Origin of the sequence: Pseudomonas sp. RHF3.3-3, assembly GCF_048069595.1 — a bacterium.
GTDB lineage: Bacteria > Pseudomonadota > Gammaproteobacteria > Pseudomonadales > Pseudomonadaceae > Aquipseudomonas > Aquipseudomonas fuscovaginae_B.
Genome location: NZ_CP182250.1, coordinates 4,010,232 through 4,030,779, shown reverse-complemented (window position 1 = coordinate 4,030,779; position 20,548 = coordinate 4,010,232). Strand labels below are relative to the sequence as shown.

21 protein-coding genes and 1 tRNA gene are annotated in these 20,548 nt (G+C 63.4%); 13 read left to right on the top strand and 9 right to left on the bottom strand.

Annotation, left to right across the window (positions count from 1 at the left end; genetic code table 11):
• The first annotated feature begins 85 nt into the window (after window positions 1-85).
• The 12 genes from ACMGT0_RS17785 to ACMGT0_RS17730 all read left to right on the top strand — a co-directional run bounded on the left by ACMGT0_RS17785 (window position 86) and on the right by ACMGT0_RS17730 (window position 11,563).
• The gene (locus tag ACMGT0_RS17785; protein ID WP_416769096.1) at window positions 86-1,288 is read left to right on the top strand and encodes an SfnB family sulfur acquisition oxidoreductase; all 1,203 of its coding nucleotides are present in this window, start codon (window positions 86-88) and stop codon (window positions 1,286-1,288) included.
• A 9-nt stretch (window positions 1,289-1,297) separates the two neighbouring features.
• On the top strand, window positions 1,298-1,753 hold the full coding sequence (locus tag ACMGT0_RS17780) for a hypothetical protein (protein ID WP_054057057.1): 456 nt from the start codon (window positions 1,298-1,300) through the stop codon (window positions 1,751-1,753).
• Window positions 1,743-3,140, top strand: coding sequence for an LLM class flavin-dependent oxidoreductase (locus ACMGT0_RS17775; protein WP_054057056.1), 1,398 nt, complete (start codon window positions 1,743-1,745; stop codon window positions 3,138-3,140). Before ACMGT0_RS17780 ends, ACMGT0_RS17775 begins: the two co-directional genes overlap by 11 nt.
• A 138-nt stretch (window positions 3,141-3,278) precedes the next feature.
• Window positions 3,279-4,274 carry an acyl-CoA synthetase gene (locus ACMGT0_RS17770; protein ID WP_416769094.1) on the top strand — a complete coding sequence of 332 codons (996 nt, stop codon included), beginning with the start codon at window positions 3,279-3,281 and terminating at the stop codon, window positions 4,272-4,274.
• Window positions 4,271-5,047, top strand: a complete 777-nt coding sequence (locus ACMGT0_RS17765) for an ABC transporter ATP-binding protein (RefSeq protein WP_054064316.1) — start codon at window positions 4,271-4,273, stop codon at window positions 5,045-5,047. Before ACMGT0_RS17770 ends, ACMGT0_RS17765 begins: the two co-directional genes overlap by 4 nt.
• Window positions 5,047-5,928 (top strand): branched-chain amino acid ABC transporter permease, encoded by an 882-nt coding sequence (locus ACMGT0_RS17760; protein WP_054059301.1) that lies wholly within the window; start codon window positions 5,047-5,049, stop codon window positions 5,926-5,928. The genes ACMGT0_RS17765 and ACMGT0_RS17760 overlap by 1 nt, the downstream gene beginning before the upstream one ends.
• Window positions 5,929-5,931: 3 nt before the next feature.
• Complete coding sequence (locus tag ACMGT0_RS17755; RefSeq protein ID WP_054059302.1) at window positions 5,932-6,981, top strand: branched-chain amino acid ABC transporter permease; 1,050 nt, start codon at window positions 5,932-5,934, stop codon at window positions 6,979-6,981.
• Between the two features lie 36 nt (window positions 6,982-7,017).
• Window positions 7,018-8,358: an ABC transporter substrate-binding protein gene (locus ACMGT0_RS17750; RefSeq protein WP_054059303.1), complete on the top strand. Its 1,341-nt coding sequence runs from the start codon at window positions 7,018-7,020 to the stop codon at window positions 8,356-8,358.
• Window positions 8,359-8,361: 3 nt separating this feature from the next.
• Complete coding sequence (locus ACMGT0_RS17745) at window positions 8,362-9,129, top strand: ABC transporter ATP-binding protein (protein WP_054059304.1); 768 nt, start codon at window positions 8,362-8,364, stop codon at window positions 9,127-9,129.
• A gap of 14 nt (window positions 9,130-9,143) precedes the next feature.
• Window positions 9,144-10,610 carry an FAD/NAD(P)-binding protein gene (locus ACMGT0_RS17740; RefSeq protein ID WP_416769090.1) on the top strand — a complete coding sequence of 489 codons (1,467 nt, stop codon included), beginning with the start codon at window positions 9,144-9,146 and terminating at the stop codon, window positions 10,608-10,610.
• A 158-nt stretch (window positions 10,611-10,768) separates the two neighbouring features.
• Window positions 10,769-10,842 (top strand) — tRNA-Cys (locus ACMGT0_RS17735).
• A 421-nt stretch (window positions 10,843-11,263) separates the two neighbouring features.
• Window positions 11,264-11,563, top strand: coding sequence for a hypothetical protein (locus ACMGT0_RS17730; RefSeq protein WP_054059306.1), 300 nt, complete (start codon window positions 11,264-11,266; stop codon window positions 11,561-11,563).
• A 189-nt stretch (window positions 11,564-11,752) separates the two neighbouring features.
• Here the strand turns inward: ACMGT0_RS17730 and ACMGT0_RS17725 are convergent, their stop codons facing one another.
• The 7 genes from ACMGT0_RS17725 to ACMGT0_RS17695 all read right to left on the bottom strand — a co-directional run bounded on the left by ACMGT0_RS17725 (window position 11,753) and on the right by ACMGT0_RS17695 (window position 17,045).
• Window positions 11,753-12,151: a hypothetical protein gene (locus tag ACMGT0_RS17725; RefSeq protein ID WP_416769087.1), complete on the bottom strand. Its 399-nt coding sequence runs from the start codon at window positions 12,149-12,151 to the stop codon at window positions 11,753-11,755.
• A gap of 287 nt (window positions 12,152-12,438) precedes the next feature.
• Window positions 12,439-12,858, bottom strand: a complete 420-nt coding sequence (locus ACMGT0_RS17720) for a type II toxin-antitoxin system VapC family toxin (protein WP_273822994.1) — start codon at window positions 12,856-12,858, stop codon at window positions 12,439-12,441.
• Window positions 12,855-13,085: a type II toxin-antitoxin system VapB family antitoxin gene (gene vapB, locus ACMGT0_RS17715; protein ID WP_054059308.1), complete on the bottom strand. Its 231-nt coding sequence runs from the start codon at window positions 13,083-13,085 to the stop codon at window positions 12,855-12,857. The genes ACMGT0_RS17720 and vapB overlap by 4 nt, the downstream gene beginning before the upstream one ends.
• A 188-nt stretch (window positions 13,086-13,273) precedes the next feature.
• Window positions 13,274-13,573: a DNA/RNA non-specific endonuclease gene (locus ACMGT0_RS17710; RefSeq protein ID WP_416769085.1), complete on the bottom strand. Its 300-nt coding sequence runs from the start codon at window positions 13,571-13,573 to the stop codon at window positions 13,274-13,276.
• 112 nt (window positions 13,574-13,685) lie between these two features.
• On the bottom strand, window positions 13,686-14,603 hold the full coding sequence (locus tag ACMGT0_RS17705) for a ketopantoate reductase family protein (protein ID WP_416769083.1): 918 nt from the start codon (window positions 14,601-14,603) through the stop codon (window positions 13,686-13,688).
• Window positions 14,604-14,783: 180 nt separating this feature from the next.
• Entirely contained in the window at window positions 14,784-15,539 is a 756-nt protein-coding gene (locus ACMGT0_RS17700; protein ID WP_152972991.1) for a hypothetical protein, read from the bottom strand.
• 30 nt (window positions 15,540-15,569) lie between these two features.
• The gene (locus ACMGT0_RS17695) at window positions 15,570-17,045 is read right to left on the bottom strand and encodes an alkaline phosphatase D family protein (protein WP_416769080.1); all 1,476 of its coding nucleotides are present in this window, start codon (window positions 17,043-17,045) and stop codon (window positions 15,570-15,572) included.
• Between the two features lie 436 nt (window positions 17,046-17,481).
• Between ACMGT0_RS17695 and ACMGT0_RS17690 the strand changes: the two genes are divergently transcribed.
• Window positions 17,482-18,690, top strand: coding sequence for an MFS transporter (locus ACMGT0_RS17690; RefSeq protein ID WP_416769079.1), 1,209 nt, complete (start codon window positions 17,482-17,484; stop codon window positions 18,688-18,690).
• Between the two features lie 36 nt (window positions 18,691-18,726).
• On the opposite strand, the gene ACMGT0_RS17685 is transcribed toward ACMGT0_RS17690, so the two are convergent.
• Entirely contained in the window at window positions 18,727-19,587 is an 861-nt protein-coding gene (locus ACMGT0_RS17685) for a DMT family transporter (RefSeq protein ID WP_054062460.1), read from the bottom strand.
• Window positions 19,587-20,471, bottom strand: coding sequence for a MurR/RpiR family transcriptional regulator (locus tag ACMGT0_RS17680; protein WP_416769078.1), 885 nt, complete (start codon window positions 20,469-20,471; stop codon window positions 19,587-19,589). The genes ACMGT0_RS17685 and ACMGT0_RS17680 overlap by 1 nt, the downstream gene beginning before the upstream one ends.
• Window positions 20,472-20,548: the final 77 nt, after the last annotated feature.

Here is a 20,548-nt window from a genome sequence, read left to right as displayed (position 1 = left end):
TTTAAGAAATTTATATTCAGGCACGACTCCTGCTATGTCCTCTGCATGCGTTCTTTCGCACTCAACAGGACTCTGGAGTCGGTCTATGACAGCTGCCGCCAAACCCACCACTGTCGCCCATGTCATCCGCTCGGATGAAGAGGCGATCGCCGCCGCCAGGCAACTGGCCGCACGTTTTGCCGTCGAGGCCAGCGCACGCGACCGCGAACGCCGCCTGCCGGGCGCCGAGCTCGATGAGTTCTCCGCCACCGGCCTGTGGGCCATCACCGTGCCCAAGGCCTACGGCGGTGCCGGGGTGTCCTATGTGACGGTGGCCGAGGTGATCAAGATCATCTCGGCGGCCGACCCGTCCCTGGGGCAGATCCCGCAGAACCACCTCGGCGTGCTCGACATCCTGCTGCAGACCGCCAGCGAAGAGCAGAAACGCCACTACTTCGCCAAGGTGCTGGAAGGCTACCGTTTCGGCAACGCCTTCTCCGAAGCCAAGAGCAGGAACGCCGGCACCTTCGACACCCGCATCCGCTTCGACAGCGACAGTGCGGTGATCAATGGCGAGAAGTTCTACTGCACCGGCGCCCTGTTCGCCCATATCGTCCCGGTGGTCGGCCTCGACGAGGCGGGCAACGCGCAGATCGCCTTCGTCGAGCGTCATGCCCCGGGCCTGACCATCGTCGACAACTGGGACGGTTTCGGCCAGCGCACCACCGCCAGCGGCAACGCCCTGTTCGTCGATGTCCGCGTGCCGCGCAGCAGTGTCATTCCCGCTCATCTGGCCTTCGACCAGCCCACCGCCAACGGCCCGATCTCGCAGATCATCCAGGCCGCGGTCGATACCGGTATCGCCCTGGGCGCCCTTGAGGAAACCAAACGCCACGCCCGCCAGGCTCGCCCGTGGATCGACAGCCAGCAGGAACACGGCTGGCAGGACCCGTTCAGCCTCGCGGCCATCGGCGACCTGGAATGGCGGGTGCACGGCACCGAGGCGATCCTGGAAAAGGCCGGTCGGGCCATCGACCACGCTCTGGCGCAGCCCAGCGAGGACAGCGTCGCCGAGGCCTCGGTGGTGGTGGCCCAGGCCAAGGTGCTCTCCGCCGAAACCTCATTGCTCGCCGCCAGCAAGCTGTTCGAACTGGCCGGCACCCGCTCGGTGCTGGGCAAGCACAACCTCGACCGCCACTGGCGCAACGCCCGCACCCACACGCTGCATGACCCGGCGCGCTGGAAATACCACCTGATCGGCAACTACCTGCTCAACGGCGTCAAGCCGGCCCGGCATGCCTGGAACTAGGAGTCCGCGATGAACGCATTGAATCAAGCCATTCCCCGTGATGCCGCGCTCAACCATGCCGGCGCTGACCTGCAGGCTGCCCGCAGCGGCCTTGAACGGACGCTTGCCGCCGTGCGCGGCCACGCCAGCCAGGCACGCGATCCGCAGGTGATCAGCCAGTTCGGTGACCTGCAGATCCGTATCGAGGTCGCCACCGCCCTGATCGAGCGTGCCCAGCGTTTCGCCGACGGCCCCCAGGACGAGGCGGAAAAGCTCATTGCCGCCACCGAAGCGGCGATCGCCAGCGCCGAGGCCCTGCAACAGGTGGGTAACACCGAGTGGGCGCTGACCGGTCAGCGTGCCGTAGTGTCACCCAGCCATGACCCGCTGCAGGACCCCCTGCACCTGAAATACAAGCTGATTGGCAACTTCCGCCTCAATGGCGTGCTGCCCGACCGTTCCAGGAGTGCTGTCGATGTCCCGTGAAATTCGCCTCAATGCCTTCGACATGAACTGCGTGGGCCACCAGTCCCCCGGTCTGTGGGCCCACCCACGGGATCGTTCCTGGCAGTACAAGGACCTGGAGTACTGGACCGACCTGGCGAAGATTCTCGAGCGTGGCAAGTTCGACGGCCTGTTCATCGCCGACGTGCTCGGCATCTACGACGTCTACAACGGCAACGGTGATGCAGCGATCCGCCAGGCGGCGCAGGTGCCGGTCAACGATCCGCTGCAACTGATCCCGCCGATGGCGCTGGTGACCGAGCACCTGGGGTTCGGCCTGACCGCTTCGCTGTCCTTCGAGCACCCGTATCCGTTCGCCCGGCGGCTGTCGACCCTCGATCACCTGACCAAGGGCCGGGCCGGCTGGAACATCGTCACCTCGTACCTGGAGAGCGGGGCGAAGAACCTCGGCCAGCGCGCCCAGACCGAACACGATGCGCGCTACGACTACGCCGAGGAGTACCTGGAGGTCTGCTACAAGCTCTGGGAAGGCAGTTGGGAAGACGGCGCGGTGCTGCGTGATCGCGAGCGCAAGCTGTTCAGCGATCCGCGCAAGATCCACGAGATCCAGCACTTCGGCAAACACTTCCAGGTGCCCGGTATTCATCTGTGCGAGCCGTCGCCACAGCGCACGCCGGTGCTGTACCAGGCCGGCGCGTCGAGCCGCGGCAAGCAGTTCGCCGCCGAGCACGCCGAATGCGTGTTCGTCGCCGCACCGTCCAAGGTGCTGCTCAAGAAGGTGGTGGCCGACATCCGCCGACGTGCCGCCGAGGCGGGGCGCGATCCGAAGAGCATCCTGATCTTCAACCTGCAGACGGTGATCGTCGACGAGACCGACGCCAAGGCCAGGGCCAAGTTCGAGGAATACAAGTCCTACGTCAGCTACGAAGGCGCGCTGGCGCTGATTTCCGGCTGGACCGGGATCGACTTCAGCCAGTTCAAGCCGGACGAGCCGCTGCGGCATGTACACACCAATGCGATCCAGTCGGCCGTGGAGACCTTCTCCACGGCGGACCCGAACCGGGTGTGGACGCCCCACGAACTGGCCGACTGGGTGGGGATCGGCGGCTTCGGACCGCTGTTCGTCGGTGGGCCGCAGACGGTGGCCGACCTGCTGCAGGAGTGGGTCGAGGAGACCGACGTCGACGGCTTCAACCTGGCGTATGCGCTGACCCACGAGACTTTTGTCGATGCGGTCGAGTGGCTGGTGCCGGAGCTGCAGAAGCGCGGCGTGTACAAGAAGGAGTACGCGCCGGGGACCTTGCGCGAGAAGCTGTTCGGGGCGGGACCGAAGCTGGCGGATATCCATCCGGGAGCCGGGTACCGGGACCTGGCGGCGTTGCAGCAGAAGCCGGTGCGCTCGGCCTGAGGGGCGGGCGGTGGCCTTGAGGACGCCTTCGCGGGGTTGCCCGCCAATAGCCCCGAAAACAACACCCACAACTTTACAGACATACCCCATTGCCGCCAGCGGACCACCGCACGCCAAACCACAGCAAGAGGTGAGCCCATGAGCGTGCACGAACTCAAGCGTCCGCCCGCGACCCTGTCACCGCAACCGGAAACGGTCTCGATCTTCCCCGCCGCCCTCGAACAACTGCGGCACTGGGCCCAGGTCAGCCCGCTGCATAGCGCCCTGCGCCACAAGCGCCACGGCCAGTGGCACAGCTGGCGCTGGATCGACACCCTGCGTGAGGTCGAGCGCCTGGCCGACGGCCTGCGCCAGCAGGGTTTCACGGCCGATTCGCGGCTGGCCCTCAGCGGCGCCCTTGAACCCAATCTGCTGCTGTTGGCCCTGGCGGCCCATTCCATTGGCGGCCGGGTCTTCAGCCTGGCCCCGGACCTGAGTGTCGAAGTCCTCGGCCGGGCATTCTGGCGCCTGCACCCGAGCCACGGCTTCGTCGACAGCCGCCAGCAACTGCTCGACTGGATCGCCGCCGGCGATGCGGACAGCGCTCCCCGGGTGCTGATCGCCAACCAGTTGCCGGGTCGCCTGCCAGGCTTGCCACGGCAAACCGTGCTGGACTTCGCCGGCCTCTGCGGCGATAGCCCGGAACCGCGACCGATCGTGCTCTGGCGCGCACCGGCCGCCCAGCCACAACTCTGGAGCGAGGAGGACAGCGGCTGGCAGGGCGGCCTGGCGGTGGTGCTCGAGCAATGGCTGAACAGCGGCCACAGCCTGGCCTTCGCCGAAAGCCGCGACAGTGCCAGCCGTGATCGTCGCGAAGTGGCCCCGTCCGGGTTGCTGCTTTCCCCCGAGCGCCTGCAAGGCCTGGCCGACGAGATCGAACAGCGTCTGGCGCCCCAGGGCACCTGGCGCCGCCGGCTGTGCGAATGGTCGCTGGCCCATCCCGAACGCTTCGTCGCGCGCCTGCTCAAGCAGCGCGTAAGGCGCCTGCTGGGGTTCCAGCGCCTGCAATACATCTGGCAGCCGAGCCACCCCGCGAAGCTGCCGGCAACCTTCAACCAATGGCGGCTCCAGGCCCCGGGACGGAAAAGCGCATGAGTGTGGCCGAGCCGATTTTGCAGGTGCGGGACATATCCCTGTCGTTCAAGGGTGTGAAAGCCATCAACCAACTGTCGTTCGACGTCCGCCGCGGCGAGATCTGCGCGTTGATCGGGCCCAACGGCGCGGGCAAGAGTTCGCTGCTCAACCTGTTGAACGGCGTCTACCGCTTCGACAGCGGTGAGATCGTCTTCGAACGCCAGCGCTTTCGTCGTATCGATCCGCTGGACGCCGCGCGCCGCGGTATCGGTCGCACGTTCCAGAACAATGCGCTCTTCAAGAAGATGAGTGTGATCGACAACCTGCTCACCGGCCTGTCGCGCTACCAGCGCAGCCACTTCCTCGAACAGGCCCTGGGCCTGCCGCGGGCGCGGCGCGAGGCCGAGGCGTTTCGGCGCCAGGCCCAGCAGATCCTGCAGTTGCTTGAACTGCAGGCCCTGCGCGAGGTGCCGGTGGGCAATCTGTCCTATGGCTTGCAAAAGCGCGTCGAGCTGGGCCGGGCGCTGATCGCCGGGCCGACCCTGTTGCTGCTGGACGAGCCCATGGCCGGGATGAACGCCGAGGAAAAACAGGAAATGGCCCGGTTCATCGCCGGGGTCAATCGCGACCTCGGTACCACCGTGGTGCTGATCGAACATGACATGGGGGTGGTGATGGGCCTGTCCGATCACGTGGTGGTGCTCGACTACGGGCGCAAGGTCGGCGACGGTACGCCGGCCGAAGTGCAGGCCAACCCGGAGGTGATCGCCGCCTACCTGGGAGCGGTGCACTGATGGCCTTCTTCCTGGAAACCCTGCTCGGCGGCCTGCTCGCCGGCACCCTGTATTCGCTGGTCGCCATCGGCTTCGTGCTGATCTACAAGGCCAGCGGGGTATTCAACTTCGCCCAGGGCTCGATGCTGCTGTTCGCCGCGCTGACCTTCGTCAGCCTGCACGAGCGTGGCGTGCCCTTTGCCCTGGCGCTGCTGCTGACGGTGGCGGTGATGGTGATCGGTGCGCTGCTGATCGAACGCCTGGTGTTGCGGCCGCTGGTCAACCGTTCGCAGATCACCCTGTTCATGGCCACCCTCGGCCTGTCGTTCATTGTCGAGGGCCTGGCCCAGGGGCTGATGGGCTCGCAGGTGCGGGCGCTGGACCTGGGCATCGACGACGTGCCGCTGTTCGTCCACGGGGTGATGCTCAGCCAGTTCGACCTGATCGCCGCGGCCACCGCGCTGGTGCTGGTGGTGGTGCTCGCGCTGCTGTTCAACAAGACCCGCATCGGCGTGTCGCTGCGGGCGGTGGCCGACGACACCCAGGCGGCGCTGTCCATCGGCATTCACCTCAATCGCATCTGGCAGATCGTCTGGGCGGTGGCCGGGGTGGTCGGCCTGGTGGCGGGGCTGCTCTGGGGCGCGCGCCAGGGCGTGCAGTTCTCGCTGTCGCTGGTGGTGCTCAAGGCGCTGCCGGTGCTGATCATCGGCGGCTTCACCTCGATCGGCGGGGCCATCGTCGGCGGGCTGATCGTCGGCGCCGCCGAGAATCTCGCCGAGGTCTATATCGGCCCGCTGATCGGCGGTGGCATCACCCCCTGGTTCGCCTATGTCCTGGCGCTGGTCTTCCTTTACATCCGCCCGGCCGGCCTGTTCGGCGAGCGGGCCATCGAGCGAGTCTGAAACATGTCTGTTCCCGTGATCACTGAAACGGCACCCTGGGTGCTGGTTGAACGGCGCCTGCCGTGGAGCCTGATCGGCCTGTTGCTGCTGGCCTTCGGCGTAGTGCCGCTGGTGGGCAACGACTATTGGCTCAGCGCGATCCTGATTCCGTTCCTGGTGCTGTCCCTGGCCGGCCTGGGTCTCAACCTGCTGACCGGCTACACCGGGCAAACCTCGGTGGGCGCGGCGGGCTTCATGGCGGTCGGGGCCTTCGCCACCTACGGGTTCCTGCTGCGCCTGCCGGAGCTGGGCCTGCCTGTCGCGTTGCTCGGTGGCGGGGTGATCAGTGCGCTGGTGGGGCTGCTGTTCGGCCTGCCCAGCTCGCGGATCAAGGGCTTTTACCTGATGGTCACCACCCTGGCGGCGCAGTTCTTCCTGGAGTGGCTGTTCGTCAAGTTTCCCTGGTTCTACAACTACGGCTCCTCCGGGACCATCTCCGCGCCGAGCCTGAGCCTGTTCGGCCAGGACCTGAACACGCCGCTGGGGCGCTACCTGCTGACTCTGGTCACGGTACTGCTGCTGACCTGGACCGCGCGCAACCTGGTGAACAGCCAGACCGGGCGCAACTGGATGGCGATCCGCGACATGGACACCGCCGCCGCCGTGATCGGCATCCCGGTGGCACGCTACAAGCGCCTGGCGTTCGCCGTCAGCTCGTTCTACCTCGGCATCGCCGGCGCGTTGTGGGCCTTCGCCTACCTCGGGACGGCCAGCGCCGGCAGTTTCGACATCAATCGTTCGTTCCAGATCCTGTTCATCATCATTATCGGCGGCATGGGCAGTATCGCCGGCAACTTCATCGGCGCGGCTTTCATCAGCCTGCTGCCGATCCTGCTCAGCCACCTCGGCCAGGCCCTGCTGGGCGGTGCGGTGGATGCCGGGCAATTGCAGAACCTGCAGAAAATCATCTTCGGCGTGCTGATCATCCTGTTCCTGGTCAAGGAACCGGAGGGGCTGATCCGCCTGCTGGGCAATACCCGCGACCGGCTGCGCCACTGGCCGTTGCGCTTCTGACTTCCCGACCCTACATCCCTGGAGACCGATTCGACCATGCGTGCATTGTTCAAGCGTTCACTGACCGCCACCGCCCTGGCCCTGAGCATCCTCGGTGCGGCGGCACCCCTGGCCCAGGCCTCGCCGGACCAGCAGTTCTTCCCCTTGGCCACCTACCGGGTCGGCGCCTACGCCTCCAGCGGCGTGCAGGTGTGGGCGGGGATGATCGACTACCTCAACTACATCAACGAGGTCGAGGGCGGCATCAACGGCGTCAAGCTGGTGTGGCAGGAGTGCGAGACCGAGTGGACCGCCGAGAAGGGCATCGAGTGCTACGAGCGCTTCAAGAACGGCCTGGATGGCGCGCCGGTGGCGGTCTACCAGCCGAATGGCGCGCCGGCGGCCTATGCCTTGAGCGAGCGCGCGGAAGTCGACAGGATCCCGCTGATCACACTCGGCTACGGGCGCACCGAAGCCACCGACGGCAAGGTGTTCCCCTACAACTTCCCGGTGATGCTGACCTTCTACAGCGAAGCCTCGACCCTGGTGAACTACATCGCCCAGCGCGAAGGTGGCTTCGACAAGCTCAAGGGCAAGAAGATCGCCACCGTCTACCACGACTCGGCCTACGGCCGTGAAACCCTCGGCCCGCTGAAGTTGCTGGCAGAGAAGTACGGCTTCGAGAACATCCAGATCCCGGTGGCCGATCCCGGCAACGAGCAATCGGCGCAATGGCGCCAGGTGCGCCAGCTCAACCCGGACTGGGTGTTCCTGCGCACCTGGGGCGTATCGACCCCGGTGGCGGTCAAGACCGCCGCGCGCTTCGGCTTCCCGGTCGACCATATCATCGGCGACATCTGGGCCAGCTCCAGCGAGGACGTGCTGCCGGCCGGCGCCGCGGCCAAGGGCTACCTGGCACTGACGCCGTACCCGGCGGGGACTGACTTCGAGATCCACAAGCGCCTCAAGCAATACATCCTCGACAAGGGCAAGAGCGACCTCAAGGACCTGAGCAACTTTGGCAGCGTGTACTACAACTCCGGCCTGGTGAACGCCGCCATCGCCGTGGAGGCCATCCGCACCGGCCAGGGCAAGTTCGGCAAGCGGCCACTGCACGGGGAGGAGGGCCGTTGGGGCCTGGAACACCTGGATATCGACGATGCCCGGCTCAAGGCCATGGGCTTCTACGGCCTGATGCAGAACCTCAAGCTGTCCTGCAGCGACCACGAAGGCGGCGGCTCGGCGCGGGTGCAGCAATGGGATGGCGCGCACTGGAGCCTGGTCAGCGACTGGATCGCCGCCGACCGCGCCCTGCTGCGGCCATTGATCGACGAAAAGTCGGCGGCCTTCGCCAAGGAAAAGAACCTGACCCCGCGCACCTGCGCGGCAGGCGAGTGAGCCATGGGCCAAGCGGCGATTGAAACGGGCTTGGCGCCACTGCTGCAGGTCGAGGACATCGAGGTGATCTACGACCGCAGCATCCTCGCGGTGTCCGGTGTGTCCCTGAGCGTGCCGCGGGGCGGCATCGTGGCCTTGCTCGGTGCCAATGGCGCCGGCAAGAGCACCACCCTCAAGGCCATCTCCGGGCTGGTACGCGCCGAGCGTGCGCAGGTGACCCGCGGCGGCATCCACTTCCAGGGCCGGGACAGCCTGGCGGTGGAGCCCAACCAGCGCGTGCGCGACGGCCTAGTGCATGTGCTGGAGGGGCGCCACGTGTTCGGCCAACTGACGGTGGAAGACAACCTGCGCAGCGGCGGTTTCGTTCGCGGCCTCAGCCGCCGTGAGCTGCAGGACGACCTGGAACGGCTGTATGCCTGGTTCCCGCGTTTGAAAACCAAGCGCAAGACCCAGGCCGGGCTGACCTCCGGTGGCGAGCAGCAGATGGTCGCCATCGGTCGGGCGCTGATGACCCGGCCGACTTTAGTCTTGCTCGACGAGCCATCCATGGGCCTGGCGCCTATTATCGTGGAAGAGATCTACGAGATCGTCGCCCAGCTCAACCGCGAGCAACAGGTGAGCTTCCTGATTGCCGAACAAAACATTAACGTAGCGTTGAAATACGCCACTCGCGGCCATGTGCTCGACACTGGCCGGGTGGTGCTCAGCGGAACGTCGGACGAATTGCTGGCCCGGAGCGACCTGCAGGATTTCTACCTGGGCAGGCACTGACAAGAGAGCGAAGAATGAGTGAAGTCCTGAGCGGACAGGCGACACACGCCATCCCGCCGGCAGCGGAGCAGGCTGACGTACTGATCGTCGGCGGTGGCTTGAGCGGAACCATGCTGGCGGTGCAGTTGCTGCGCCTGCCGGGGCGGCGGCGGGTGCTGATCGTCGAACCGCGGGCCGAACTCGGCCGCGGCGAAGCCTACAGCGCCACGGAACTGGGCCACACCTTGAACGGCAACGCGGCGCGCATGAGCGTCGACCCGGACAACCCCGACGACCTCACCCAGTGGCTCACGGCCTACATTGCCCAGGGCGGCTGGCCGGAGTCGGACCAGCAGCACGTGCCGGTCAGCGAACTGTTCATGCCCCGGGGCCTCTTCGGCCTCTACGTGCAGCAACGCCTGGCCGAGGCGCGGGAGCAGGGCGCGGCCTGGGGCTCGACCGCCGAGCATGTGCACGGTGAAGTGGTCGACCTGCACAGCGACAGCGACGGAGTGCGCCTGATACTGGCCGATGGTCAGCCGTTGCACGGCGCCCATGCGGTATTGGCGACCGGCATGTTCCCGGCCTCGCGCACCCGCCAGAAACAATCCAGCGGCCTCAACGCCGCCGCCGTCGACCCCTGGGACGTCGCCACCCTGTCGCGCCTCGACCCTCAAGGCACGGTCCTGATCATCGGCTCCGGCCTGACCATGGTCGATGCCGTGGTCTCCCTGGAACAGGCTGGCCATCGCGGGCCGATCCGCGTCTTCTCCCGCCACGGCCTGCTGCCCCATGTTCGCCGCCAGCCGCCGACCTGGGTCGACTTCCTGGCGGCTGACCACAGCCTTCGCAGCCCGTTGCAACTGCTGCGCGAAGTGCGCCGGCAGTGTATCGAGGCCATTGAGGCCGGTATCGACTGGCAGGCGCCCCTGGACACGGTGCGTGCCCATATCGGCCGGTTATGGAGCCAGGCCACCGACGTTCAGCGCCGGCAGTTCGTGCGTCATGTGCGGCCCTGGTGGGAAAGCCATCACCACCGCTCGCCGCCGCTGAGCGCCGAACTGGTGGAGCGCCTGCACAGGGAAGGGCGGTTGACCATCGAGGCGGCTTCGCTCAAGGGGCTGGGCGACGTGCGGGATGGGCAGGTGAGCATCAGCATCCGGCCACGGGGCGAGTCACAGACCGTGACCGTCAGCGGTGTAGGCCTGATCAACTCCACCGGTATCGAATACGACTGGCGCCGGGTGGATCGTCCGTTGCCGCAGCAACTGCTGGCGCGCGGGTTGATTCGGCCCGGGCCATTGGCCCTGGGGATTGCGGCGGATGCTGGTGGTGCGGTGGTGGATGGCGAAGGCGATGTTTCGACACGGCTGTTCGCCATGGGCCCGCCGTTGCGTGGCATGTGGTGGGAGAGCACGGCAGTGACCGACGTGGCGATCCAGGCCAAGGCCCTGGCCGCGCGGCTGGTGCAATTGGCGGCTCGGGAGCAGGGTGAGGGCTGATCCAGAAAAATAAAAAATATTTAGAATTCAGGGGGTTGCCAGTGTCATTCAACTAGGACATAATGCGCGCCATCAGCACGGACGGCAACGTAGCGATCGCTGAAGAATCAAGGAGTTGCGGCAGGCACCGCTTGCAAGGGCGCTCGATTCGACCCTGAGGCCGAGTAGCAAAATGGTTATGCAGTGGATTGCAAATCCATCTACGCCGGTTCGATTCCGACCTCGGCCTCCACTATATCAAAAGCCCCGTAGATTAGCGTCTACGGGGCTTTTTCTTTGTGTTTGTAAAAGCTGCTTCCAGGACAATTCGCTTTTCAATGCCTGAAGTTTCCTGGAAAATCCTTTCGCCTTGCGCCTGCCGAAACTGGTTAATTAGTTCGTCCATCGCTGCCCAATCAGCGATCGGGCGTGAGAACCCGTTTCAGTAAGCGTTCCTAAGCATCAGCCTCATTGTAGGTGCTGCTCGAAGTTGATCGACAGGCCTTCGAGGCTGATGGAAAACGCTGACACCCATTAGCCGCTCTCCGCCGTCTGCGGGATTACAGGATGCGGGGTAATGGACGATGAAAAACTTCCGTGAATGGAATGATGCCTGTGGCGAAACTCCATTTGATCGTAGTAGCGTTAAGCCTTGAACTCGTCAAGGATCGATCATGCCACAGCGCCTCAACCCAATGAAGGCAGCCCTTAGCCAAGCACCCAATGACACCTACCAACAATTCCAGGACCTGAGAGACGGCCTGATCGCTGCACTGGTCGATTGGCCAGTGCAGAAGTGGGATGTTGTCGATAACTACTTGCCAACAAACGCCAAGGTCTCTCAAAAATCCAGAGAGTGGCTCAATGCGCTCGTCGACGTGCTGGACGTGAACCTTCCACGCCAAAAAGCCGAAGCCACGCCTGATCGGTTGGAAGAACTTCTGCTTCTAGCTTCGATGAAATCAATTGGATAGAAAAGCTCACCGGAAACTGGGACCGGAAACTGAACTGGGACGGGAAACTGAACTGGGACGGATTTATTTTCTCAGTCCTAGAAAATAAATCCGTCCCAGTTTCCGTCCCAGTTTCCCGGTCCCAGTTCCCGCAGTTCCCGGTCCCAGTTCCCGTCCGCCGGTGCCCACTGGACTGGACGCATCCAACCCTCAGGTGGTTGGATTGGAGAGGATTACTTCGAAGTCCTCAAGCGCCTGCTGAAAATCCGAAAGGGCAAATGACACCGGCTGGCAGTCCACCATCCACCGTGTTTGCGCTCCGACTTCAAGCCCATCTGAAACACTCAGCCCAAACCGTGCCCAGGTGACGACGTCATTTGCGACGACCTGCTCAACCATGAGCACCGTGCAGTCGAAATCCATGTCATCCGCGCAGACGAGAAGGGGTACCAGTGTCGAGGTGCCGTCCTCACCCGGAGCGAAGCGGCGTTTGGCCAGCTCTTGCTCCTCTTCCTCCAGTAACCAAATTAGCGACAGCCCAAGCATTGCCGCCAGTTCGTAATTCAGGTGCTGGGCGGCCCACTGTTCGATGCCAATGCCATCGACCATCAGCCAGGCGCAGGCACTGCGAGAAATTTTGCCTGATGACGAGTGGCACTGATGGAGTGAAGCATTGGGACAGATTCCTTTTGAAATAAGCGTCTATCAATCACTGCGCTTCAAGTGGCTGATCAGGTGCAGATCGGGATGATCGCTGACAAGGGTCTCGATAAGGCGTTGTTCAACCTCGCGAGGCGCTTGGGGTTTGACTGAGAACGGTTGGTAGACTGACATCGCTACCATGCCTATGTTTTGGGCTTGAAGATTGGGTCGAGCAGTTGACCACCCCTTGGGCCTTACGAAGTCTCTACCCAATCTTCGTAATCAAGTCCAGCAACACGACTGAATTCGCGCACGTTGTTCGTCACCAGCGTGCAGCCAGAAGCGATGGCATGCCCAGCGATGGCTGTGTCATTGGGTCCGATGGGCGTACCTGACTCGGTAAGCTTGAGTTTCACCTCTATCGTCGCATCCACCGCGCTCTGATCCCAGGCCAAGACCGCATCAAGGCGTTTCACAAACTCGTCGACCAGTTGCTTATGCTTGGCCGATGCCTTTTTGCCGATCTGCCCATAGCGCATTTCTGCATACGTAATGGCGGAAATGACAATCCGATTGCCTCGTTCAACTTCGGTCGTCAGACGCTGTATGACCGACGCCGGCTGTTCCCGCATGATGAACGAGCAGATACAGGTATCGAGCATGTAGGTGGTCACAGATTGAACCTGCCTTCATCCCCGATTACAGCTGGGCGCTCTTGCAGAAAGTCAGCATCAGCCTTGGCCACTTCAGAAAAAGACGACCAGGACGGCCGCACAGGGCGCAGAGTGATGACGTCACCCTCACGAGAAATTTCAAGTTCACCCACGCCCTCGTAGGCCATGTCGGCGGGTAGGCGAACGGCCTGGTTCTTGCCATTTTTGAAAATAGAAACGGTACGCATGTCTGACGACTCCTGCATATGTTCAACCTATGCATAACTTAGTGGTTTGCTTTGGCATATGCAAGGCATAGGTTTAATTGATGGGTCAACTCGAACGCTCAGCGAATCGTTGCCTGATCGACGCTCAAGCAGAGCGTGTTGTTGCCAAGGCAGGGCCAAGGTGAAGATGACCAAGCCCCATGCCGTTATTAGCAGCCGATGTCCTTCACGAACTGTCCACGAACAGGTTTGCGCGCCGCCTGCTCGGCCGCCGGCAATGTCGTCCAGACCTTCAACCCGGACCGCTGCTCGATCTCCTCAACGGTGACTTGGTAGCTGCAGAAGCTGGCCGCACGAGGGGTGTCCTGGTCCATGATGAAGGCCGCAAAGGTCTCCTCGGTTGGCGTGCTGGCGGTGAAGATGATCTTCCAGTAGCCGCTGGGGATGGGATGCTGCTTGGTGGTGCTGGGAAGGGTGTCGATGTGGCGTTCGTACAGCGTGCTGGTCATGCAATGCAAACACCAAAGACGAACCCAAGGCTGCTGGCGTAGGTGCCTTGCAAGAAAGAACAGTACGTCCTCTGCGTGAGCTCAAGAGCATTCCAACCAGGTTGCACTGAAATCAACAGAGCCGCCGCTGGTAAACATCCAGGTTTGCGTAAACCAGCGCCAACGTCGGCGTCGCCACACCGGCGGCGGACCCACGGGCCAGCAAATCGCCGATGATCTGATCGGCTTCTATCGTGCGGCCGGCGACCAGGTCCCGGTACATCGAGGAGGTCTGTGGGGAGTCTTTCAAGGTCAGGATGCGCCGGGCCTCAGCCAGGAATCCCTCGCTGGGCGCTTCTCCAACGACGCGAACGATAGCGACGACCTCATCGATAATGCGTGTCGCGAACTCAAGTCCGCCTCGGGCCGCCACGACCTCGCCAATGCTGCCTCGCATCAGGCAGTTGATGCTGCCCATCGCGGCCAGCAAGGTCCATTTCTCCCACATTTCCCGGAGGATGGCAGGGGAGGTTCTGGCTTCAAAACCGGCCTGGTCGAAGAGTTGATGAACCTGGCGTAGCCGCTCGGAACTGCTCCCATCCAGCTCGCCGTAGGCCATGTTGCTGAAGGTGCCCTGCTGAACGATTTGCCCTTGTTCATCCAGGCTGGTCGCCACTTTGCAAAGGCACCCGAGCAGCCGGTCAGCCCCGAAGCGCTCGGCGATCAGGTCCATGTGCCGCATCCCGTTCAACAGCGGCAGGATGACGGTGGATGGGCCTACGGCACCGGCCATGTCCGTCAAGGCAGACGCCAGCATGTAGGCCTTCACGGCCACGACGATGACGTCGTAAGGTGCCTTGATCTGGTCTACCGTGACCAGTTGAGGCCGGATTTCAATCGTTCCGGAGGGGGTCACTACACGCAGGCCATTCTCCTGAAGCTGAGAGGCACGCTGCGCACGCACCAGGAACGTCACATCTCTGCCTGCCTTGGCCAGCAGTGCCCCGAAAAAACCACCGGTAGCCCCGGCTCCTACGATCAATATGCGCACCGACGGTCTCCGCGAATCAGCTGAAACGGATGAATTTTCATTATGCGGGTATATGCCCGCAAATGACTTTAGATGATGGGTGACTGAGGGTCAACCGGATTAAAGTTCACTCATCATCTAATCGTGAGTGGCCAGCAGGGTAGGACAATGGCTGGCCGAGGCCTGCACCTCCCAGGCACTTCACCTGCCATCCTTGATCTCGTAATCGTGAGGAGTGAAGAAGCGCCCCTTGGGTGTGGGAAGACGGTTCGTCGTGTAGTGCTCATACCAGTACAGGGCTGTCGCCCAAATCGCCTCCGGGCTGGAGGCCCGTGACTCCAGTCCCGGCGTGATATCAAGGCCGGCAGAGGCAAACAGGGTTTCCAGCATGCAGGCCGATGGCAGCCCGACCCCATCGTGAATGGGGTTGGGCGTACGGGCGACGCCCCAGGCAAATGCCAGCCAGCGCAGTACGTGCTCCAGGGCATCGATATAGCTGCGCCCCTTTTCAAACAGCAGCAGTTGGCTGAGCACCGTTTCCTGTGGCACCGGAAAGGTAATCAGTGCAATGTTCTTCCACTTGCGGGTGTTGCCAAACTCGGACAATGGGGTTTCCACGACGCCGTTGCGCTCGGTGGCGAACAGGCCATCGGCAGGCTGGAACAGCGGCACGTGGATGACGGTCGATTCCTTCAGCGAGCGCTGATGAAGTTTCAATAACACGGCGGACGACCAGTACGACGGTAGCAGGTCGAAGCGCAGGTGCGATTGGCCGATACGCAGCCTCCAGGACAAGGTGTCGTTGGCACCCAACAGCAGGATGTAGGATTGCTCGAGTGGTGCGTCCCCACCCAGTGCGGCGATGGCGCGTGCCAGCCAGTCGATATTGTTTTCTCTGGCCGGACGCTGCTGCTCGACGAAGTCGGGATTGGGATTGGCTACCTTGTTGAACTTCATGGGCATGGGACACCTTCCTGGCGAGGCTACTCAGGTATTGAGCAAGGTGAAAGGGCGGGTCGTCGTCGGGGGAGAGACCGGGGAGGTGATGGGGTGATAGGTGACCTTCATCTGAACGCCACTGCCCCAGCGGGAAAATTCGACAATGGCGACCTGGTTCCCGCTCCAGCGATTGTGCTTGTCGTCCTCGTTGTCTCTGGGCTTGAACTGCTTTTGCGCGCCAATGGTCGCGGCTGGCGCTTCAGGTGCGGCATGACGAAACCAGGCCTTGTGGGGGCCGAAGATACCCCTGACTTCATCCTTGAGGCTGGCCCACTGGTCCAGCACCGGCGTTACGCACAGGCTGCTTGGGGAACAGATGACTTCGGTCAGCGTGGTCCTGCCGGTACGGGTATGTACCGCTTGGGCAACCCGACTCCAGTGCACGTCGCCAGTGAGGAACACCACCTGGATGCCGTATTCGGCCAGGTTTTCGAGCACCTTCATCAGTACGGCGAACTGTTGCTGATAGTTCGGCAGTTCGGCGTCCATCAATTTGCCGAACCGTGCCGGTTCGCAGAACAGGGTTTGCCCGGTGGCCAGCAGCCCTATGTGGGGTGTGCCGGCTTTCTTGTGGTCGATCAGTTGCTGTTCCCAGTCCCTGAGGGCCTGTTCGGTCTGCTCGGTCATCAGGCCCACGGGGCTGTCGAAGTCGAGCTGGCGATGGCTGCGGGTATCGATGAACAGCATGCACAGCGGCTCTATGTCCAGTCTCGTCCAGGTCCGATGGTTGTTGGGTGAGCCGCCTTGTTGGTAATCCTGGTACAGCTCTCGAGCAGCGTCGTCCCAGAAGTTCAGACCGGTAGGGGTTGGGGCGTGTTGGGTGCCTTTTTTCCAGAATTGCTCCCACGGATAGTTGTTCCAATACTCGTGGTCGTCCGGCAGGCACACGGCCGGGGCCTTGCTCAGGGCCTGCTGCAAACCACTCTGGCCGCTGAGCTCCGACAGCCAGTTACGTCTGTACTTGGCAGAAATGTCGCTGCGTAGGCCGGCTGCTGTGGAGGGCATGTCGTCCAGTGGTGGCTGGTCGAGGTAGACCTGGTCACCGGCGAACAGGGACATGTCCGGCTGCTGCGGAAGGCGTTGAATGAAACGACCCACATCCACCGGGTCGGTGCCGACGCAATAGCACGACGTCAGCAGGATCTTGAACGAGCTATGGGGAGCCGAGGGGACCTTGTCCGGTAATGAGCGCACACGCAGGAAATAGGGGGCGGCCACGTTGCCAGCTTCTACCCGAATGCGGTGTTCGATGCCCGGGCCCAGGGCGGTGAAGCTGAAGATGCCCTGATGATTCACCTGGGCGCCATCACGAATAGGGAATAGCCCTTGGGTCTCTGTCGGCTGCCAGGGGGCTCCGTCCAGCTGGAAGCTGACCTTGGGCGGGTGAGTCGTGTCGAACAGCCCCACCCACAGCCTGATTTCATCAGGAGGGGCGAGCAGGGGGCGCGCCATCAGCCGGGACATCCTTTCCTCCTACGGCCAAAAGGCCCGGATGCGGTTGATGGGAGACGACGAAAACAGGGCTGGCCCAGGCTCGGGGTGAGGGCGCGACTGCCGGCTGGGGTCGTATGGAGTCGAAGACATGCTTACCCTCCCTGGCAAGTTGGCTTGGTAACCGGCAAGGGCGTTAGCCCGTCGTCTGTAGCGTTGAATCTAGTTCATGTCTTTTCGTTGGGGGCTGGCCGTCTGTCGGCACGCTGCGGTGCGCACTGCTGAATTCGTCGGCGTGGGGGGGGCGGCATTTCCAGTCGGTAGGCGAGTTGAGGTCAATACGATCACCTGGCTCTGTCTGTTCGCCTTCACCTGATAACATGGGGTTTTGGGCACGATTGATATCAAGAACTTCACCGCGTCGTTTGCGTGTACCAGGTCGATGCCGGGGGGCGATAGCCAGGTGGTGATGAACAACACAGCCTCTACACGTGGTTTGACGGCTCTGACGTGCGCGCTGCTGCTGAGCCAGTTCTTCCGTACCTGCCTCGGCGTCATGGCCCCTGAAATCCAGGCGGATCTGGACCTCTCGCCGGCGGGGTTCGGCCTGCTGTCATCCTGCTTCTTTCTCGCCTTCGGGTTTGCGCAGATCCCTGTCGGCATAGCCTTTGATCGCTATGGCGTAGGAGGGCCCACACGACTGTTGATGACCCTTGGGGTGCTCAGCGCCGTGCTGTTTGTCTGCGCGCCTGGCGGCCTCACCGCCATGGTGGCGCAGGCCGGATTGGGGCTTGCCTGCGCCCCCATTTTCATGGGGCTGATGCACTACGCGGCCGAGGTTCTGCCGCCTGATCGTTATGTTCCGTTCGTCAGCCGTACCAATGCGCTCGGCATGCTGGGCGCGCTGTGTGCCACGGCCCCCCTGGGCTGGGTCATACAGGGTATCGGATGGCGCCCATCGATGGCGATCGCGGCCCTGGTCTTTGCCGTCGTCACCCTGAGCATATGGCGAAGCGTACAGGACCGGGGGCAAGCCCGGGAGCACAGCGAGAGCCCGACGGAAATGCTCCGGGCCAGTCTGAGCCTGCTGGCCATGCCGGCGCTCTGGACCATCATCCCGATGTGCATCGCCATGGCGGCGGGCACCTCATTCAGGAACGCCTGGGGAGGCCCCTACCTGGCCAGTGTCTTCGAGCTGGACATCGGTTCTCGAGGGTTGGCCCTGGCCGTTCTGAGTGTGGTGGCTTTCTGTGTGGCCGGGTTGATGTCCTGGTTGGTCCAACGCTACGCGGTGCGCTCAACCGTCTTGAACTGGACGCTGATGACGTTCCTCGCCGCGATCGCGCTGGTGATCTGGCCCCAGGCTGGGGTGATGACCGACGTGGGCCTGCTGGCCTTGCTGGCGACGATCGGGGTGCTCCATCCACTGGTGATGTCCCATGCCCGCAACCTGCTCAAGCCTTCGCTCAGGGGGCGCGGGCTTGGCCTGCTCAATGGGTTTGTGTTCCTCGGTTCGGCTTTTGCCTCATGGGCCTATGGCCTGATTGCCGCCGATGGGCTGCACCGCGGCCTGCCCGATGCGTCGATCTACAGCGAGATATTTGCCTTTTCGGCAGCGCTGATGCTGGTTGGGGGACTGGCCTATGCCTTCAGCCCCCGGCGGTCTTTGCAGGACTGAAGGGGACTGGCCCCGAGAAAGCCTGGCGGGCCTTGCTCACAGGCTGATCGCCACGATTCCGGCCAGCACGATCACCGCCCCGGTGACGCGACGGGTGAGATTACCCTCGCGAAAGAGCCAGTACGCGAGGAAAGAGCCGATGACAATGGACGACTCGCGCAGAGGCGCGACAAGGGCCACCGGCGCGCTCAGCATGGCCGTGAGAACGAGGACGTAGGCCAGCGGCGAGAGCACGGCGACGATGAGGATCGGCACCGCGTCGGCACGCAGGACGGCAGGGATCCGATGCCGGCGCCGCAGCGCCACGGGGGTCAGCATCAGGCATTGCAGCAGGAGTGTGCCGGCGTAATAGCTCAGCGGCGCCAGGTGCCACGAGGTGACCGAATAGCTGTCCCAGAGGGTGTAACTGGCAATGGTGGCACCCGTCGCTCCTCCCCAGAGCACCCCCGGCCGCGCCAGGCTGTTTGCGCTTCTGAACAGATTGCCGACAACGACGAGAATACCCACGACGATGAGCAATGCGCCGAACATCGCGACCACGGTGACCCGCTCCCCCAGCAGGAGCACCGCGACCAGCATCGTCAGCATGGGCCCCGTGCCGCGGGCGACGGAATAGACCACCCCCAGCTCTGCGCGCTGGTAACCGGCCTGCAGGATAAGGGAGTAGGCGATGTGCAATGTCGCCGAGACGGCGCAGCCCACCACGAACCGCCAATCGAACACCTGCTCACCCATGACCATGAGCGCAATGCCAATCGGCACGCAGAGCAGCGCCGAGGCGCAGCTATAGGCCCAGACGAACAGATAGGTGTCTTCGCGCTTGTATTTGGAGGCGATGTTCCACAGCGCATGGGCTGTCGCCGCGACGAGGACGAGCGCGACAGTGCCCGCGTTCATCAGTTGATGTCGGGCAGGTCGATGCCTGCCCGCTCGGCCCGACGGCTGCGCTGCGGGTCGCGCAGGGCGATGCCCGCGACCAGCGCGTCAATCACCACGAGTTGTGCCAGCCGGCTTCCCGCTGCGGCCATCTGCGCCGGCAGTGGCGCTCCGCCGACCACCAGCGCGATATCCGCGAGGGTCGCCAGTGGCGTGCCGTACTGGTTGGTGATGGCAATGAGCGAGGCCCCGGCAGAGGCGGCTGCATCGGCGATGGCGAGCGTGGATGAAGTGCGTCCGGTCGAACTGACGGCGATGACGACATCACCCGGGCCCAGGAGGCGGGTGGCGATCATCGCCGACAGGTAGTCCGGGATGCTGATGGTCGTGACGCCGACCGCGCGCAGGCGGAAGACGGCGTCGGCGGCGACCGTGGAGGAGGGGCCGGCGCCGAATGCAATCACCTGTCGTCCTGACAGGAGTGTATTGACCGCCTTGTCGAGCGCAGCGAGTTCCAGGGCCCCGCCGAGTGCGGTCAGGGCGTCGGTACCGGCGCGAATGGACGTCTCCAGCACGGCTGCCGACGTTGCGTCCGCGGCGAGGGCTTCAGGCGGTGCGAAGAACCTGGTGGTGCCGCGGGCGCGGGCGATCTCTATCTTCAGTTCGGCGAAGCCGCCGAACCCGATCGCACGCACCGCGCGAATCACGCTCGGCGGCGATACACCAGCCCGGGCGGCAACCTGCGCGGTCGTGCTGGCCCCGACGAACAGGGGATCGGCGAGCAGGACCGCGACGACCTTCGCTTCGCTTGCAGCCAGGCCACCACTACGGGCCTGAATGCTTCCGATCAATTGTCCCAAACGCTCGGCGTCACCTGTAATGTGGTTACTATTTTCCTTTGTCATGCGTAATAGATTACAGTTGCCGGGTTGATAGCACAATCACCGTATGAACCGGTGTTCCGCCTCAGACTCGAAGGAGT

What these genes read in the sequence shown, in the direction of transcription:
- ACMGT0_RS17775 (WP_054057056.1), top strand. Translation starts at nt 1,743, where the DNA reads ATGTCCCGTGAAATTCGCCTCAATGCCTTCGACATGAACTGCGTGGGC.
- ACMGT0_RS17695 (WP_416769080.1), bottom strand. Translation starts at nt 17,045, where the DNA reads ATGTCCCGGCTGATGGCGCGCCCCCTGCTCGCCCCTCCTGATGAAATC.
- ACMGT0_RS17765 (WP_054064316.1), top strand. Translation starts at nt 4,271, where the DNA reads ATGAGTGTGGCCGAGCCGATTTTGCAGGTGCGGGACATATCCCTGTCG.
- ACMGT0_RS17690 (WP_416769079.1), top strand. Translation starts at nt 17,482, where the DNA reads ATGAACAACACAGCCTCTACACGTGGTTTGACGGCTCTGACGTGCGCG.
- ACMGT0_RS17785 (WP_416769096.1), top strand. Translation starts at nt 86, where the DNA reads ATGACAGCTGCCGCCAAACCCACCACTGTCGCCCATGTCATCCGCTCG.
- ACMGT0_RS17685 (WP_054062460.1), bottom strand. Translation starts at nt 19,587, where the DNA reads ATGAACGCGGGCACTGTCGCGCTCGTCCTCGTCGCGGCGACAGCCCAT.
- ACMGT0_RS17755 (WP_054059302.1), top strand. Translation starts at nt 5,932, where the DNA reads ATGTCTGTTCCCGTGATCACTGAAACGGCACCCTGGGTGCTGGTTGAA.
- vapB (WP_054059308.1), bottom strand. Translation starts at nt 13,085, where the DNA reads ATGCGTACCGTTTCTATTTTCAAAAATGGCAAGAACCAGGCCGTTCGC.
- ACMGT0_RS17740 (WP_416769090.1), top strand. Translation starts at nt 9,144, where the DNA reads ATGAGTGAAGTCCTGAGCGGACAGGCGACACACGCCATCCCGCCGGCA.
- ACMGT0_RS17710 (WP_416769085.1), bottom strand. Translation starts at nt 13,573, where the DNA reads ATGACCAGCACGCTGTACGAACGCCACATCGACACCCTTCCCAGCACC.
- ACMGT0_RS17745 (WP_054059304.1), top strand. Translation starts at nt 8,362, where the DNA reads ATGGGCCAAGCGGCGATTGAAACGGGCTTGGCGCCACTGCTGCAGGTC.
- ACMGT0_RS17680 (WP_416769078.1), bottom strand. Translation starts at nt 20,471, where the DNA reads ATGACAAAGGAAAATAGTAACCACATTACAGGTGACGCCGAGCGTTTG.
- ACMGT0_RS17730 (WP_054059306.1), top strand. Translation starts at nt 11,264, where the DNA reads ATGCCACAGCGCCTCAACCCAATGAAGGCAGCCCTTAGCCAAGCACCC.
- ACMGT0_RS17780 (WP_054057057.1), top strand. Translation starts at nt 1,298, where the DNA reads ATGAACGCATTGAATCAAGCCATTCCCCGTGATGCCGCGCTCAACCAT.
- ACMGT0_RS17700 (WP_152972991.1), bottom strand. Translation starts at nt 15,539, where the DNA reads ATGAAGTTCAACAAGGTAGCCAATCCCAATCCCGACTTCGTCGAGCAG.
- ACMGT0_RS17750 (WP_054059303.1), top strand. Translation starts at nt 7,018, where the DNA reads ATGCGTGCATTGTTCAAGCGTTCACTGACCGCCACCGCCCTGGCCCTG.
- ACMGT0_RS17760 (WP_054059301.1), top strand. Translation starts at nt 5,047, where the DNA reads ATGGCCTTCTTCCTGGAAACCCTGCTCGGCGGCCTGCTCGCCGGCACC.
- ACMGT0_RS17770 (WP_416769094.1), top strand. Translation starts at nt 3,279, where the DNA reads ATGAGCGTGCACGAACTCAAGCGTCCGCCCGCGACCCTGTCACCGCAA.
- ACMGT0_RS17725 (WP_416769087.1), bottom strand. Translation starts at nt 12,151, where the DNA reads ATGGTCGATGGCATTGGCATCGAACAGTGGGCCGCCCAGCACCTGAAT.